Raw genomic sequence first — 17,229 nt, 5'->3', positions numbered from 1 at the left:
ATCATGTTCAGTAATTATTTAAAAATTGCCTGGCGAAACCTGCTGAAGAATAAAACCTTTTCGCTTATTAATATAATCGGCCTTGCATCGGGGCTTGCATGTTTTATACTCATTACACTTTACATCACCGATGAATTACGTTACGATCGTTATCATGAAAAGGCCGATCGTATCTATCGCATCAATTCCGATATCCGTTTTGGTGGTACTGCTTTAAATATGGCTGTGAGTGCCGATCCGATGGGTGCCACACTTAAAAAAGATTATCCTCAGGTTGAACAGTTTGCAAGAATTTATGGCAGTGAAGGTTCCAAATTGTTCAAGAAAGACAATGTATTTATTACGGAGGAGAGAGTGGTATATGCTGATTCAACATTGTTTGATGTGTTTACATTTCCTGCAGTTGCGGGCAATGCCAAAACTGCTTTGAATGAACCTAATACAGTTGTTATTTCAGAATCAACAGCAAAAAAATATTTCGGTTCGGTTGATGCAGCCATGGGTAAAACGATGGAATGTAATGATGAGCGAAACAGGCTGTATAAAGTAACGGCTGTCATCAAAGACATTCCAAAGAATTCGCATTTCATTTTTGATATGTTTTTATCGATGGATAATGTGGAGTATGGTTTTGGTAATTTTCTGAGTCATAATTTTCACACCTATATTGTTTTAAAGCCAGGCACAGATTATAAAGCATTTGAGAAAAACTTTGTGCAGGTAATTGATAAATATATGTTACCGCAGGCGAGACAATTCATGCAGATTGAAAGCATGAAGGATTTTGAAAAAACCGGGAACAGACTTGCATATTCACTGATACCGTTAACAGATATTCACCTGCATTCCGAAAGAGGTGTTGAGTTGGGTGTGAATGGCAGTATACAGTACGTGTATATTTTTGGCGCAGTTGCGTTGTTTATATTGCTGATTGCATGTATCAATTTCATGAATCTTTCCACGGCACGTTCAGCCTCAAGAGCAAAAGAAGTTGGTATCAGGAAAGTATTGGGTACAGAAAAGAAATCATTGATCCGCCAGTTTTTGGCAGAATCAACACTTACAAGTTTTATTGCATTACTGCTGGCGTTTGCTTTCACATGGCTTGCCTTAAACTGGTTTAATGATCTTGCAGCAAAAGATTTTCAAATTACTGATCTGTTACAACCCGGTTTCCTTTTATTCTTATTAGCAATGCCAATAGCAGTTGGTCTTGTTGCGGGAAGTTATCCGGCTTTCTTTCTTTCTTCTTTCAAACCCATTGCTGTTTTAAAGGGAAAAATGAATGCCGGATTTTCGAAGAGTAACCTGCGCAGCACATTGGTGGTATTCCAGTTCTTTACAACCATCTTATTGATCACCGGCACGATTGTTATTTACAAGCAGCTGAATTATATCCAATCAAAAAAGATCGGTTTCAATAAAGAACAGGTAATGGTGGTTGATATTCCATCAATGAGCAGATCAACGGCGGAGTCATTCAAAACAGAAGTGTCAAAACTAAGCAGTGTGAAGTCTGCTTCCTTTGCAGGTTTTTTACCCGTAAGCAATTCAGCACGTAATGATAATACATGGTCAACAGAATCTGTAATGACGGAGAAGAACGGATTTAATATGCAGAACTGGCGAATTGATTATGATTATATTCCAACGCTTGGAATGGAAATAATTAAGGGTCGCAATTTTTCTCCGCAATATGGTGGCGACTCAACAGCTTTAATTATCAATGAAGCTACTGCAGCTTTAATTGGCGGCGGTGACCCTATTGGTAAAAAACTATACTCCTCTGATGGTCAGAATCCTCTTGTTTATACAGTCATAGGTGTAGTGAAGAATTTTAACTATGAGTCGCTGCGGAAAAATGTTTCACCACTTTGCTTCCGTCTTGGTAATAACAGGTGGGCTGCAGCATTTCGAGTTGAAACAAAGGAGATGAAAAATTTACTGACGCAGGTTGAATCAAAATTCAAAGCAATGGCACCGGGTATGCCATTCTCTTACAATTTCCTTGATGAATCGTTCGACAGAATGTATCGTGATGAACAACGCATCGGCAAAATTGCTTTCTCTTTTTCATTCCTGGCAATTCTTATTGCATGTCTTGGATTATTTGGTCTTGCAACCTATATGGCTGAGCAACGTACAAAGGAGATCGGCATCCGTAAAGTATTGGGTGCATCTGTTTCAGGCATTGTGCAAATGCTGAGCAAAGATTTTGTGAAGCTGGTATTAATTGCATGTGTATTCGCCATACCACTTGCATGGTGGGCCATGAGTCAGTGGCTGCAGAACTTTGCTTACAGGGTAAGCATTGGTTGGTGGGTGTTTGCCGCAGCAGCAGTTATTGCATTGATCATTGCCATATTAACGGTGAGTTCGCAGGCGGTTAAAGCTGCATTGAGCAATCCTGTAAAAAGTTTACGCACCGAATAAAACTAACTGTATGCTCAAGAACTATTTCAAGATCGCTTTCAGAAATTTATGGCGTAACAAGCTGTATAGTTTCATCAATATTTCCGGTTTGGCAATGGGTATTGCAGCATTTCTGTTGATATTGCAATATGTAAGTTTTGAGAAGAGCGTAAATGGTTTTCATAAAGATCTGTCATCGATCTATCGATTGTTGAATGAAGATCAAAAAGGACAAACATGGCCACAGGTAGAACCAGGTTGGGCGCAACGGGCTAAAGAAAGTTTTCCCGAAATAGAAGACTATTGCAGATTTGAAGAAGGCGCAGGACAAGGAATTGTTCGTCGTGATGTGGAAAAGGCAGAGCCATTCAGAGAAACTGAAATTGGTTATGCTGAAGGTAATTTTTTTGAGTTCTTCAGTTTTAAAGTAATCGAAGGACAGACAACTGCATTTAAAAAATCAAATGTTGTGTTTCTGTCGCAAGCCGCTGTAAAAAAATATTTTGCGAACGATGATCCACTGGGTCAAGCGTTGACTTTGTACAACCAGTTTGGTAAAGCAACCTATATAGTAGAAGGCGTATATGAAATACCTGAGAATTCAGACATCCGGTTTGATATGGTTTTTTCGCTGGCAACATTGAAAAATCCTGCTAACCTCAACGGAAATGATTGGGCCGAACTTGATAACCTCAATTCACAATACATCAATACCTTTTTCCGGTTAAGTGATGGTGCGGATCATAAACGACTGGAACAAAAATTAACCACACTCAGAACACAGCTTAAAAAAGATAAAGATGGATTGCAGTTTCGGTTGCAGTCATTTGCTAATGTGCATTTGCCAGCATCGTTCAGCGATTATTATCAAACAAGTGGTAACCTGAAATATGTTTACATCCTGAGTGTTATTGCATTGCTCATTCTTGCAATTGCGTGGTTCAACTACATTAATCTTTCCACGGCCAATTCGTTAAAACGTGCAAGTGAAGTTGGTGTGCGCAAGGTAGTGGGCGCATCACGTCAATCGCTGGTGATGCAATTTCTTGGTGAATCGTTATTGGTAAACCTGATTGGATTTGGGTTGGGCTTGTTGATCGTGCAACTTATTCAACCATTGTTCAATGATATCGTTGGCAAAGAGCTTTCGTTGTCGTCGTTGTTGTATACAAAAACATGGATGATCGGATTGCTGCTGCTCATTACAGGCTCATTGCTTTCCGGCGCATATACGGCTTTCAGTTTGTCCGGGTTCAATCCTGTTGAAACATTAAAAGGTAAACTCATCAAAACAACCCAAGGCGTTGTATTACGAAAATCACTGGTGGTTTTTCAGTTTGCTATTTCAATCGGTTTGTTGCTTGTTACTGCATTTATTTACCAGCAGTTGAATTATATGCAGAATGAGAACCTTGGTGTAAACACAGAGCAATTGCTGGTTATCCGTGGTCCGCAGGTGGGCCGTGACAGTACATATAAAGACAGGCGGAATGCATTCGTTAATATGATCGCTCAACAGAGTTATGTAAAAGATTATGCGTTGAGTGGCAGTGTGCCCGGCAATGGTTTCAATTTTGCAACATCCGGTTTTAGCCAGCCGGGCTCACGAAAAGGAGATGAGTTCAAATCATTTTCATTTACATTGATCGATGATCGCTATCTCAATACTTTTCAGATCGGCTTGGCAGGAGGCCGCACATTTACGCAGGCAGAAACAATGGTGGAATGGAATGACAATGATAAAGTGCTGATGAATGAAAAAGCGATTGAAGAGCTGGGCTTTAAATCAGTGGATGATGCATTGAATACAAAAGTACAGTGGGATGAACGTAAGCTGCAGATTATTGGAGTAGTAAAAAATTATCACCATACGGGTTTACAACGGGCCATTGAACCAATCATTTTCTATCCGCAAAGCAACAGTGCCTACTTCACGGTGCGGTTAAGCTCAGATAAAATACAGGATAACGTGGCAAAGCTGGAGAAGCTGTTTAAATCATATTTCATCAATAACCCGTTTGAGTATTTTTTTGCGGATGAGAATTTTAATAAGCAATATATCACCGAGCAACAATACAGCCGCCTGTTTACAACGGCATCTGTTTGGGCAATCATCATTGCATGTCTTGGTTTATTTGGTTTGGCTACTTATACGGTTGAATCAAGAACAAAAGAGATCGGCGTTCGCAAAGTATTGGGCGCAAGCGTATTTAACATCACGCAATTGTTATCAAAAGATTTTTTACGTCTTGTGATCATTTCGTTTGTGATTGCAACGCCTGTTGCCTGGTTTGCAATGAATAAATGGTTGCAGGATTTTGCTTATCGCATCGATCTCTCATGGTGGGTATTTGCGATTGCAGGGCTTGCTGCAGTTACCATTGCTATCGCTACCATCAGCTTCCAGGCAATAAAAGCGGCCGTTGCTAATCCTGTAAAAAGTTTGCGCACCGAATAAAAACCTTACATCATGCTCAGTAATTATTTGTCATTATCATTTCGTCGCCTGTTCAGGAATAAATTTCATACAACCATCAACCTGGTTGGTTTGGTAATAGGTTTTACAATCGGACTTGTTGTATTGCTTGCGGTATATGGTCAATTTACATTTGATAAAAATCATCTGAACCGTGACAAGATTTACCAGGTGTATCATGTATTTCACAAAGCAAGTGGCGATGAGATCGGTAATACTTTTGGTTTCCCAGCAGCAGAAATATTTAAAGCGGAAGCGACAGCTGTTGATAAATCCACCCGTTTCTTACATGGAAGCAACACGATAATTTATAAGGAAAAGGAAGTAGACATTACAACCATGTTGGTTGATGAAGATTTTCTGCAAATGTTTACATTCCCGGTTGTGAAAGGGAATGCTGTTAACCCATTGAGTAATCTGTCAAATATTGTGATCACTGAAAAAACAGCAAAGATCATTTTCGGTGATGAAGATCCGGTAGGAAAAACGATCCAATCGCCTTATGGCGGTAAGCTAAAAGAAATGATCGTTGCAGCGGTAGTAAAAGATATTCCAAGAAACTCTACCATCGAGTTTGATGCCGTGGCTCGGGTTGAAGTAAGACCCGATTATGCGGTTGATAAAACAAACTGGAATAACCAACACCATCCTGTGTTTCTGCAATTAAAGGATAATGCTACAGTGCAACAGGCCGAACAGCAATTGAGGGCAATCAATAAAAAATATCTTGCTGATTGGTCGGTAAGTTTAAAACGTGATGGAGCTATTCCCGATAAAAAGGGTGATGTATTCACCACATATTTACTTTCTTTAAAGGATCTGCATTTTTCCCCTCGCATTAATAATGTCGGAAATTCAGTGAACAAAGCTGAGCTCGTCGCTATGCTGGCAATAAGCTTGTTGATCATTTTGATCGCATGTTTCAATTTTGTAAACATCAACCTCGCAAACGCATTTACAAGAAGTAAAGAAATTGGTGTGCGTAAATGCCTGGGTGCTGCAAAAGACAGCCTGTTTGTACAGTTATGGAGCGAAAGCTTTATTATTTGCAGCATTGCTTTCCTGTTTTCATTGGTTCTTACAAATATTATTATCGGTATCATACAACGTCAATCGCCATCGAATATGCCGTTGCATGAATTGTTATGGAACCCGGGATATTTGTTGATGACGTTTGGTTTGTTGTTGCTGGTGTCGTTTATAGCAGGCGGATATCCTTCCTGGCTTATGGCAAAACTTAAAGTTGTAGAAACCCTTAAAGGAAAAATATCACTGAAACGAAAAAGTATTGCACGAAGTTCATTAATTGTAATACAGTTTGTGATAGCCTGTATTATGATCAGTAGTACACTTATTATTTACAGCCAGTTTAAGTTTATGCAAAATGCAGACCTTGGTGTAAATAAAGAGTATGTTATTGTAGTTCCGTTTCATAAACCAGAGAAGGGATTACGCAATATTGAGAAACTACGTTCACGGTTATCATCAAACCCCGCTATTCTTTCGCTTACAGGTAGTAATATTAATATCGGGCTTGGCAGAGATGGTGCAACCACCAGAATAAGCAATCGGTTTGGTTATAAGGACACGGAGATCAGTACCAACATGGCTGACATTGAGTATGATTACCTGAAAACGTTTGGTATCAAACCAATTGAAGGAAATGATATCGACCTTTCTTATGCTGCCGATAGTTTACCACAGGTATTACTTACAGAAAGCCTTGCAAAGCAGTTCAATGAAAAGCAAATTGTTGGTCAAAAGATAGTTGTTGACAGTGGTTTCCCTGCATGGAATATTGTTGGAGTCATTCCTGATTTCCATTTGTATTCTATGCGTGAATCAAAGCAACCACTTGCTTTGATGATGAATAAGAGGGCTGGCATTCGTTACTGTTTTATCAAAACAAATGCGCAGAATAAAGTAGCGGTAATGGAAGCGGTGAAAAAAGAAATGGCCATCCTTGAACCGGGGCGTGAATTCAAAGGATCGTTCATGGATGATAATATCAATAACTGGTATAAGCAGGAGAAAATGATGTCGATTATGTTGAGTATTGCTGCAGCTATTGCAATTGTGTTATCCTGTTTGGGATTGCTGGCAATGGTATTACTTATCATTCAGCAACGTGTAAAAGAAATTGGCGTACGCAAAGTGTTAGGCGCAAGCGTACCGAATATATCTTATCTCATTTCAAAAGAGTTTTTATTGCTGGTACTCATCGCAGTGTTGATTGCTACACCTATTTCATGGCTGGCGATGAACAAATGGTTACAATCATTTGCTTACCGTATTGATATCAGTATCTGGATGTTTATACTGGTGGCAGTAATCGCATTGTTATTTGCGTTCATCACTATTTGCTATAATACCGTGAAGGCTGCTGTGGCAAACCCGGTTAAAAGTTTACGCACCGAATAATTTACACCTATGATCAGGAATTTTCTAAAAGTAGCTTGGCGTAATCTCTGGAAGAATAAATTATTTTCCTTTATTAATATAGTTGGGCTTGGCCTCGCCATTCCCTTTGCGTTACTGAGTTTGATTCAGGTGCAGAGCGCATACGAGTTCGATAATTTTCACCCATATCCGGAACGAACATTTAGAATTATTACAGATGTCACGGATAATGTTGGTACAAAAACAAAATATGCATTATCGCCTGTTGCTGCATCAGAACAGCTAAATCTAGGCTATCCCTATATTGAGCAATCAACATTTGTGGTACGTGAATTTGGCTGGCAGTTAAACAACCGTTTAAAGACGATTGATGTTAACAGTATTTATGTTGAACCTGCTTTCTTTGACATGTTTGGATTTCAGTTAGAGAAGGGTACACGGCCTGTTGAACCAAATACATTGGTGCTCACGAAAGAAAAAGCAGAGGTGTTTTTTGGAACGGTTGATCCCGTTGGTAAATTACTCAGTCACCCCGACTATGGTGAGTTTACTGTAACAGGTGTGTTGAAACCTTATAAACGTAATACGCATTTGCGTAGCGACATTATGATTTCAATGGCTACTTACAAAAGAGTAAATAAAGATTCGGGTCTTACTTCCCTGAGTGGGTTCACTTATGTGTTACTGAAGCCGGGGGTAGAAGAAAAGAATCTTGATGCAGCTTTGACTTCCATTGCAGCTAAACTTAACAGACAGGCAGCATCGCTTTCTTTAAAAGAAACACTTCACTTCCGTAAACAATACATTGAGAAGCTTGCTCCTGACTTTGATGATCTTCGTGGTAATTCCTATGTTGAATCTTTACTCGATCTGGCAGTGAACTTTGGATTTGCATTGGCATTGCTGTTGTTAGCCGGGTTTAACTATGTGAATCTTACACTGGCCCGTTCACTCAGTCGTTCAAAAGAAGTTGGTGTACGTAAAGTGGCAGGTGCCTTGCGTTATCAACTGGTGTGGCAATTTATCTGTGAAGCAATTCTTGTTGCATTACTCGCATTAGTGGTTGGGTTTATTATGTTGAATCTGATGGAGCAGTTCAGTTATGTAAACTGGTTTACCTGGGAGGTTGATAATAAATTTATTATTTGGGGAGTATTTATCGCCTTTGCCATTTTTATTGGAGTGCTTGCCGGATTTTTCCCTGCAAGAATATTATCAGGTTTTCAACCGGCGAAAGTCTTAAAAGGAAATATAAGTCCCGCTACGTTTGGAAAGATGGGCTTGCGAAACAGCCTGGTTGTTATTCAGTTTGTAGCCACTTCGCTCTTTATATTTTTAGTTGCTACATTATATGGCCAGTTTAAATACATGGCAACCGATAACGAAAATTTTAACCGTGAACAGATATATCATGTTTCTTTCAACGGAGATTACCGGCTGTTAAAGAACGATATTAATGCTAACAAATCTGTGGAGCGAATAGGACTCGTGTCTACGCCATTCGGTGGCAGTTCTGCACAATGTGCCATCAAAAAGGATAAGCTGGAGCAGAATACCGAAGCCAGTTATTATGCAGCAGATGCTGATTTTGTTACAAACATGAATCTGCAGATCATTGCCGGGAAGAATCTTCCTCTATCGAATAGCGATTCTGTATCTGATTTCATCGTGGTAAATGAACAAACTGTAAGATCACTTGGCTTGGGTACACCGCAGGAAGCAATAGGTAAAGTCATTTATTTAAATAACAACCGCCAGGCTACAATTCACGGTGTAGTAAAAGATTTCTGTTATCATGTGTATCAGTTTGCAGCAAAGCCATTGTTGTTGCAGTACAATCCATCACAGTTTCATGTGTTGAGCATTAAAACCAAAACAGATGTGGAAGATCCAGTGTTTAAAAGTGAGATCAACAGCATCTGGAAAAAATATCATCCACATGAAGAGCTGGCATTCTCCAACTATCAAAAGGATTTGTATGATCGTTATTTTCCCGGAAGAGACATGCGGTTCATGGGCATGTTTTGTTTGGTGGTGTTAGTGATCGCTGTGATGGGCTTATTAGGTATTGTTACCTATCATACAGAACGACGTGTGAAAGAGATCGGCATACGGAAGGTGATGGGGGCATCGGTGCCTGCGATTGTGAAAGAGTTATCAAGGAGTTTTGTAAAGCTGATTGTGATATCTGCGGGCATTGCATTGCCGGTTAGTTATATGGCGGGTTATGTATTCATCAAGTTGTTTGCTTACAATGACGGCATCAACATCTTCATGTTGTGCTTATTATTCTGTATGATTTTCACCATTGCGTTGTTTACGATTATTTATAAATCTATGCAGGCAGCATCGGCAAACCCGGTTAAAAATTTACGAACCGAATAAACCTTACATTATGTTTAGAAATTATTTCAAAACAGCATTGCGCAACCTTGGCAGAAACAGAACCTTTGCGGCCATCAATGTTATTGGTCTTGTACTTGGGTTAGCTGTATTCATGCTGATAATGCTTTGGGTGCAGTATGAAATGAATTATAATGGATTTCATAAAGACAAGGAAAGAATTGCAGCTGTGATGAGCAACCAGAAATTTGAAAATGGCGAAGTGCAGACTTTTTCTGCTGTTCCGGCTTTATTAGCGCCTGCCATTCAAAAAGATCTGCCAGCTGTTGAGTATGCAGCTAACGTATCATGGGGCGATGAAAGACAATTTACAGTTGGAGATAAAAATTTTGTGGAATTTGGACTTTATGTGAGCCCGGAGTTTCTTAAAATTTTCAACTTCCCTTTGCTGAGTGGACATAATAAGGACGTGTTAACCCAGCCAAATACAATCTTGATTTCGGAGAAGTTAGCACAGAAATACTTTGGCACTGAAAACCCGGTTGGAAAAATAATTACAATTGAACAAAATAAAGTATATCGGGTTGAGGGTATTTTAAAAGATGTTCCTGAGCATGCAACCCTTCGTTTTGATTATTTGATGCCCATAAACGATTATTTGAACGGAGCTGATGGAAGTAATGCAAACTGGGAAATAAGTAATGTACGTGCTTATCTAAAGTTGAAACCGGGTGTTGACAAAAATCAGTTCCAAAAAAGTTTTACAAACATACTCGCAAAGTATACAAATAAGCAACCTCAAACGACTAACTTTCTGTGGGCACTTGACGATTGGTATCTCCGTTACGATTTTAAAGATGGTAAGTATGCAGGCGGGGGAAGAATTGCTTATGTAAAACTATTTATTGCTATTGCCTTCTTTATTTTATTATTGGCTTGCATAAATTTTATGAATCTCTCAACTGCAAGAGCAACGCAGAGAGCAAAAGAAGTTGGGGTGCGCAAGGTAATAGGTGCAGACCGCAGTTCATTGGTGAAGCAGTTCATAAGCGAGTCAATTCTGCTTTCTCTCTTATCGGGAATTATTGCTGTAACTGTAGTGTTGCTTGCTCTGCCGTTATTCAATTCGTTTTTTGGCAAAGACATCAGTATTGATTTTAGTGATTGGAAAAATACAGGAGTATTTCTCTCAATTATACTCATTACTGGATTGCTTGCCGGTAGTTACCCAGCATTCGTATTATCATCCTTCAAGCCAATAAAGGTTTTAAAGAATGTGTTTGTTTCTCCTTATCAAGGTTCTGTTTTTATCAGAAAAGGATTAGTGGTCGCTCAGTTTGTTGTGTCGGTTGCATTGATCGTTGGTACGATCATTATTTCGCAGCAGGTAAATTATATACAGAGCCGGGACCTTGGATTTAATAAAGAGCATTTGATCTGGTTCCCCAATCATGTGCCTGCCGATAAAAATGAAACATTCATCCGTGAGTTGAATAAAGTGCCTGGTGTTATCAGTACATCGCAGGCATCCATTACGTTTACCATGTCAAATAACCGTGGTACACAGGTCAATTGGCCCGGAAAAAAAGAAGGGCAGAATGTATTCTTCAGCTTTGTGGCAAGCAGCAGCGACTTAGTAAAGACTATGGGATTAAAAATAACAGAAGGCAATACATTCATTGGTAATTATGCGGCAGATACAAGCAAAGTGCTGGTGAATGAGGAGGCTGTGAAACGTATGGGATTAAAGAATCCTGTAGGACAAACGTTGGATTTATATTACGGTAAAGCAACCATAGCAGGGGTGGTGAAAGATTTTCATTTTGAATCATTGCACAACCCGATAGCACCGGCGATTATCATGTGCCGGCCAGATTGGACATGGCTTATGTATGTGCGAACTGACGGTAATAATATGCAGAAAACACTTGCAAGGATAGAAGAAGTTTATAAGGCGATGGCACCTGGGTTTGTGTTTGAATATAATTTTCAGGATAAAGAATATGAACGATTGTACAAAAGTGAATCGCAGATCGGCATACTGGTGAACTGGTTTACTTTTTTTGCTGTGCTTATTTCGTGCCTCGGGTTGTTTGGTCTCACTGCATACACAGTTGAACGAAAGGCAAAAGAAATTGGCATCAGAAAGGTATTGGGAGCAACTGTTTTAGGCATTGTAACGATGTTGTCAAAAGAATTTGTAGTGTTGGTACTCTTATCAGTATTGATTGCTGCAATACCTGCTTATTACTTTATGAATGATTGGCTTAATAACTATGCTTATCGCATCGATTTGCATTGGTGGGTCTTTCTTTTTGCAGGAGTATTTGCATTAATGATAGCACTCGTGACTGTTAGCCTGCAGGCAATAAAAGCTGCTGTTACCAACCCGATCAAAAGTTTACGAACCGAATAAAATCAAAAGAAGATATGTTAGTACAACTGAAGAATTTGTTTAAATGGGTTACTGTTGGTGGTAACCGGACGTTTCTGCTGAAGGATATTAATCTTGAAGTGGAGGAAGGAGAGTTTATTTCCATTATGGGACCGTCAGGTTCAGGTAAATCAACATTGCTGAATGTAATTGGTATGCTTGATGGGTTTGATGAAGGCGAATACAATTTCCTGCATCAGAGTGTACATAAGTTAAAAGAAAAGCAACGGGCACAATTGTATAAGCAGTATATCGGGTTTGTTTTTCAACAGTATCATTTGATCGATGAGTTGACGGTGTATGAAAATATTGAAACACCCTTGCTGTACCAGGATGTAAAAAACAGCGAACGAAAAGCAATGGTGGCAGATATGCTTGATCGATTCAATATTGTTGGTAAGAAAGATCTGTTTCCAACGCAACTATCGGGTGGGCAGCAACAGTTGGTAGGTGTAGCACGTGCATTGATCGCCAAACCAAAACTGATACTGGCCGATGAACCAACCGGCAACCTCAACTCTAAGCAAGGTGAGGAGATCATGGAATTATTTAAAGAGTTGAACAAAGAAGGTGTAACCATCATTCAGGTAACACACAGTGAAAAAAATGCTGCCTATGCCGGCAGAACCATTCATTTACTTGACGGACGTGTTGAACAACAGGTTAAAAATTAATAAAAAAATTATGCGGATACTCAGTTTTGTGTTGTGCCTTTTAGTTGTGGGATATAGTGCAACAGCACAGCAGTATAGTTTAAAGCAATGCATTGATACGGCCTTGAACAGAAATATTCTTGTGCAGCAAACAGGTTTGCAGATGCAATCGGCAGAGATTGATAAAAACCAGGCAAAGATGAACCTGTTGCCCAATGTAAACAGTCGTTGGAATTATGGTAACAACTTTGGACGTAATGTTGATCCGATCACCAATACATACACCAATAATCAATTGTCATCTTCCAATGCGGGATTAGATGCAGGTGTGATCTTGTTCAATGGTATGCGTTTGCAGAATTTAATTCAGCAAACCAATTTTTCGCATAAAGCAGCCGAGCTTGATTATAAACAAGCAAAAGATAATCTTGTATTGAATGTAATATTGTCTTACATGCAGGTGCTGGTGAGTGAAGATGTATTGAATGTTTCCCGTGCGCAATTGCTGGTTACAAAAAAACAGATCGAACGCATGGAAATAATGGTGAAGGAAGGCTCTGCAGGAAATTTCCAGCTGACAGATATGAAGGGCCAAATGGCGAATGAACAGATCAGTATTGTGAATCTGGAGAATAATCTGCAACAGGCAAAGCTTACTTTATGCCAGCTAATGAATATTCCTTACGAAGCAGGAATGCAGTTAGAACGAACAATTCAATTGAACGAAAATCTCTATGCACAAAGTTCACCTGAAGTAATTGAAGCTGCCCTGCAATACATGGCGTTGGTAAAAGCAAATGAATATCGTGTAAAGAGCGCAGAAAAAAATATCCTGGTTGCCAAAAGTGGTTATTATCCAACCATTAGTTTGGGTGCAAGTGCAGGAAGCAGTTACTCCAATTTGTTTACACGGTTAACCCCTACAACGATTTCTGAAGTGGAGACAGGTACTTATATCAAAAGCGGAAGTGCACGCACGCCTGTGTATAGGGAGATACAGAACTTTTCTACTTCTTCCGTTAGTTATTTTAAGCAGATGGAAAACAACCTTGGTTTTTTTGCCGGAGTGAATATGCAGATACCTATTTTTAATAACCTGCAGACAAAGAACAGGGTTAGGCAAGCAAAGTTGCAATTAAAGAACACACAACTCAATGCAGAGAATACCAATTACCAACTGAAACAAAACATTGAACAGGCGTGGTTAAATATGCAGACATCTTACAACCGCTATGCTATGTTGAAAGATCAGTTGGCAAATTTTGAAGAATCATTCCGTGCTGCAGAAGTGCGTTTTGAAAGTGGTGTAATAAATGCAGCAGAGTTTCTAATTGCTAAAAATAATCTTGATAGAAGTAAAATCAATCTTGTACAAACACAATACGAATACAGTTTCCGCACAAGAGTACTTGATTTTTACCAGGGAAAATAAAATAAGCGGCTGGAATTACAGCCGCTTATTTTTTAGTAATTCGTGATTGTGTTTATGTCAACGCTTCCCACAACACTTCAACCGGGTGCAACGCCTTCTTGCCTGTACCATCTTTCACCTGATGACGGCAACTTGTACCTGGTGCTGCAATAATAACATCATCGGCTACATTACGTACAGCAGGGAAGAGCACCATTTCACCAATTTTCATTGAGAGTTCATAATGTTCTTCCTCATAACCAAATGAACCGGCCATGCCGCAACAGCCTGATGGAATTGTTTCAACTTTATAATTTTCAGGGAACGATAATATCCTTACGGTAGCTGCTGTACCCGCCAATGCTTTTTGCTGACAGTGGCCATGCAGTTTGATTTTCTTTTCAGCTGAAGTGAATTGATGTTTGTTGATATTACCTTTATCAATTTCACTTGCAATAAATTCATCAATCATTAATGCATTGGCTGCAAGCTGTTTGGCTTTTTCAAAATTCTCATCTGTTGCTAAATCAATGTACTCATCTCTGAAAGTGAGAATAGCAGAAGGTTCAATACCAATTAGTGGTGTATCTGCTGAAATAATTAGATGCAGTAATTCAATATTCTTATTCGCAATTTCTTTTCCTTTTCGTATCAATCCTTTTGATAACCAGGAACGGCCACTTTCAATATGTTCGGGTATGATGACTTCGTAACCAAGCTTGTTCAACAACTCAACAGCTTTGATACCGATCTGTGTATCGTTGTAGTTGGTGAACTCATCGCAGAAAAGGTAAACCCTTTTGGAATTTGGAATTTGGTTTTTGGAATTTGGATTTTCCTTCTTGAACCATTTGCTTAGAGTAGTACTATACATCGTCGGCATGGAGCGTTTCGTTGCAAAGCCCGATACTTTTTTCACCATGTTACTGATGGCAGTATTCGTCATCACAAAATTGTACAATGATGGTGCAATGGAACCCAGCTTCGATGAGTTGGTAAAGTTGGCAATGAGTTTTGAACGGAAAGGTACACCATTCGCATCGTAGTAATGCTGCATAAACTCAGCTTTGAGTTTCGCCATATCCACATTACTGGGGCATTCCGATTTACAACCCTTACAACTCAAACACAGATCCATCACTTCATAAATCTCTTTATGATCGAAACGGTTGGCTTTTGTTGAGTTGGTTAAAAACTCACGCAGAATATTGGCTCTTGCTCTGGTAGTTTCTTTTTCATTACGGGTAGCCATAAACGAAGGACACATCGTACCACCTGATAAATGTGTTTTACGGCAATCGCCGCTGCCATTACATTGCTCAGCATGTTGCAGAATATCCTGGTTGTGAAAACGGAATACTGTTTTAAACGCAGGTGTTTGTTGTCCGGGTACATACCGAAGCATGGTATCCATCGGCGGCGTATCAACAATCTTATTGGGATTGAAAATATGTTCAGGATCCCATGTTTTCTTTACCTCTTTCAACAATTGGTAATTCTTTTCACCCACCATTTGCTTGATGAACTCACCACGCAAACGACCATCACCATGTTCTCCACTTAAAGATCCTTTATATTTTTTCACCAGTGTAGCGATCTCTTCTGCAATTACACGGAAGAGACGGTTGCCTTCTTCTGTTTTTAAATTAATGATGGGTCGCAAATGAATTTCACCCGAACCTGCATGCGCATAATGCACCGAATACAGATTATGTTGTTTCAGAATCACATTAAAATCACGAATGAAATCGGGCAGATCATTTACATCAACAGCTGTGTCTTCGATAACCGGTACTGCTTTTTCATCGCCGGGTAAATTACTCAGCAAACCCAAGCCTGCTTTCCGTAATGTCCATATTTTCTTGCTGTCTTCGCCAAACAACAACGGGAAGTGATAACCCAATTCTACTGCACGCATCTCTGCTTCTACCTTTTCACAAATAGAAATAATTTCTTCTCTTGTTTCACGTGCAAATTCAATCACCAGAATAGCACCGGGATCACCTTGTACAAAAAAGCGGTTCTTGATCTGTTCTTTATTTTCTTTTGTGCATTCAAGAATGTAATGATCAATCAATTCACTTGCACCCGGATTATATTTTAAACCGATGAGGTTTGCTCTCAATGCTTCATCAATAGTATTGAAGTGTACACACAACAAGCCAATTTCTTTTGGAGGTTGCGGAACAACATTCAATTTTATTTCAGTGATGAAAGCCAATGTACCTTCTGAACCTGCAATGAGTTTACAGAAATTAAAATCAGTTTCACCTGCAGTAAACGGAGCCGTTTCCAATAACAGATCAATTGCATAACCGGTGTTGCGGCGCTCCACTGTTTTCTTGGGAAACTCTTTGCGAATCTCTACCTGATTGTCGTAGTTGCTCAGCATTCTTCTTACCGAACGGTAAATGTTTGCTTCCAAACCTTCGCCCTCACACTTTGCATGAAACTCATCAATGTTCAATGCTTTAAACGTAGTCTCCGTTCCATCGCTAAGCAAACAATCCACTTCCAGCAAATGCTCCCGTGTGCTTCTGTATAAAACAGAGTTACTACCGCAGGAATTGTTGCCCACCATTCCTCCGATCATGGCACGGTTGGCAGTAGAAGTCTCCGGGCCAAAAAATAAACCATGCGGTTTCAGGAACATGTTCAACTCATCACGGATCACACCCGGTTGCACACGCACCCATTTTTCTTCTTTGTTGAGTTCAAGAATGTTGTTGAAGTATTTCGAAACATCCACAATAATACCATTGCCCACCACCTGACCGGCAAGCGATGTGCCTGCGGTACGGGGTATTAGTGATGTTTTTTCTTTGCGTGCAAACGCAATGAGTTGTTTGATGTCGTCTTTTGTTTTAGGAATGGCTACGGCCAATGGTAACTCACGGTACGCCGATGCATCAGTAGCATAGAGGGTACGCATGGTTGTATCAAAATAAAATTCTCCTTCGAGTTGTTGGGCTAATTGCTGTAATCTTTCGTTCATGTGTGCTGCCGCAGTTGGGCCGCCCAAATTTACGCTGTTTGAAACTTGCAGCTGTTAGTTGTGGAAGGAGAGGTGTGGGAACGGTTGCGGGGGTAACGAACAGTA

At 39.7% G+C, this 17,229-nt stretch carries 8 protein-coding genes; 7 read left to right on the top strand and 1 reads right to left on the bottom strand.

Annotated features, from left to right (window positions below):
- Positions 1-3: 3 nt before the first annotated feature.
- From H4075_RS15265 to H4075_RS15235, 7 genes are read left to right on the top strand one after another with little or no spacing between them, the layout of a single operon-like run.
- Complete coding sequence (locus H4075_RS15265) at positions 4-2,433, top strand: ABC transporter permease (RefSeq protein ID WP_182801699.1); 2,430 nt, start codon at positions 4-6, stop codon at positions 2,431-2,433.
- A gap of 10 nt (positions 2,434-2,443) precedes the next feature.
- Positions 2,444-4,870 (top strand): ABC transporter permease, encoded by a 2,427-nt coding sequence (locus H4075_RS15260; RefSeq protein ID WP_182801698.1) that lies wholly within the window; start codon positions 2,444-2,446, stop codon positions 4,868-4,870.
- Positions 4,871-4,882: 12 nt separating this feature from the next.
- Positions 4,883-7,309, top strand: a complete 2,427-nt coding sequence (locus H4075_RS15255) for an ABC transporter permease (RefSeq protein WP_182801697.1) — start codon at positions 4,883-4,885, stop codon at positions 7,307-7,309.
- A gap of 9 nt (positions 7,310-7,318) precedes the next feature.
- Positions 7,319-9,673 carry an ABC transporter permease gene (locus H4075_RS15250; protein WP_182801696.1) on the top strand — a complete coding sequence of 785 codons (2,355 nt, stop codon included), beginning with the start codon at positions 7,319-7,321 and terminating at the stop codon, positions 9,671-9,673.
- 10 nt (positions 9,674-9,683) lie between these two features.
- Entirely contained in the window at positions 9,684-12,047 is a 2,364-nt protein-coding gene (locus H4075_RS15245) for an ABC transporter permease (RefSeq protein WP_182801695.1), read from the top strand.
- 14 nt (positions 12,048-12,061) lie between these two features.
- Positions 12,062-12,739, top strand: coding sequence for an ABC transporter ATP-binding protein (locus tag H4075_RS15240; protein WP_182801694.1), 678 nt, complete (start codon positions 12,062-12,064; stop codon positions 12,737-12,739).
- 10 nt (positions 12,740-12,749) lie between these two features.
- Entirely contained in the window at positions 12,750-14,150 is a 1,401-nt protein-coding gene (locus tag H4075_RS15235) for a TolC family protein (RefSeq protein ID WP_182801693.1), read from the top strand.
- Positions 14,151-14,202: 52 nt separating this feature from the next.
- Here H4075_RS15235 and H4075_RS15230 read toward each other — a convergent pair whose 3' ends face one another.
- Positions 14,203-17,124 (bottom strand): FAD-binding and (Fe-S)-binding domain-containing protein, encoded by a 2,922-nt coding sequence (locus H4075_RS15230; RefSeq protein ID WP_182801692.1) that lies wholly within the window; start codon positions 17,122-17,124, stop codon positions 14,203-14,205.
- Positions 17,125-17,229: the final 105 nt, after the last annotated feature.

The sequence above is a fragment of the Lacibacter sediminis genome (assembly GCF_014168535.1).
GTDB lineage: Bacteria > Bacteroidota > Bacteroidia > Chitinophagales > Chitinophagaceae > Lacibacter > Lacibacter sediminis.
The sequence above is the reverse complement of the archived record's forward strand: the minus strand, read 5'-3'. Positions and strand labels throughout refer to the sequence as shown.

What these genes read in the sequence shown, in the direction of transcription:
- H4075_RS15255 (WP_182801697.1), top strand. Translation starts at nt 4,883, where the DNA reads ATGCTCAGTAATTATTTGTCATTATCATTTCGTCGCCTGTTCAGGAAT.
- H4075_RS15265 (WP_182801699.1), top strand. Translation starts at nt 4, where the DNA reads ATGTTCAGTAATTATTTAAAAATTGCCTGGCGAAACCTGCTGAAGAAT.
- H4075_RS15260 (WP_182801698.1), top strand. Translation starts at nt 2,444, where the DNA reads ATGCTCAAGAACTATTTCAAGATCGCTTTCAGAAATTTATGGCGTAAC.
- H4075_RS15235 (WP_182801693.1), top strand. Translation starts at nt 12,750, where the DNA reads ATGCGGATACTCAGTTTTGTGTTGTGCCTTTTAGTTGTGGGATATAGT.
- H4075_RS15230 (WP_182801692.1), bottom strand. Translation starts at nt 17,124, where the DNA reads ATGAACGAAAGATTACAGCAATTAGCCCAACAACTCGAAGGAGAATTT.
- H4075_RS15250 (WP_182801696.1), top strand. Translation starts at nt 7,319, where the DNA reads ATGATCAGGAATTTTCTAAAAGTAGCTTGGCGTAATCTCTGGAAGAAT.
- H4075_RS15240 (WP_182801694.1), top strand. Translation starts at nt 12,062, where the DNA reads ATGTTAGTACAACTGAAGAATTTGTTTAAATGGGTTACTGTTGGTGGT.
- H4075_RS15245 (WP_182801695.1), top strand. Translation starts at nt 9,684, where the DNA reads ATGTTTAGAAATTATTTCAAAACAGCATTGCGCAACCTTGGCAGAAAC.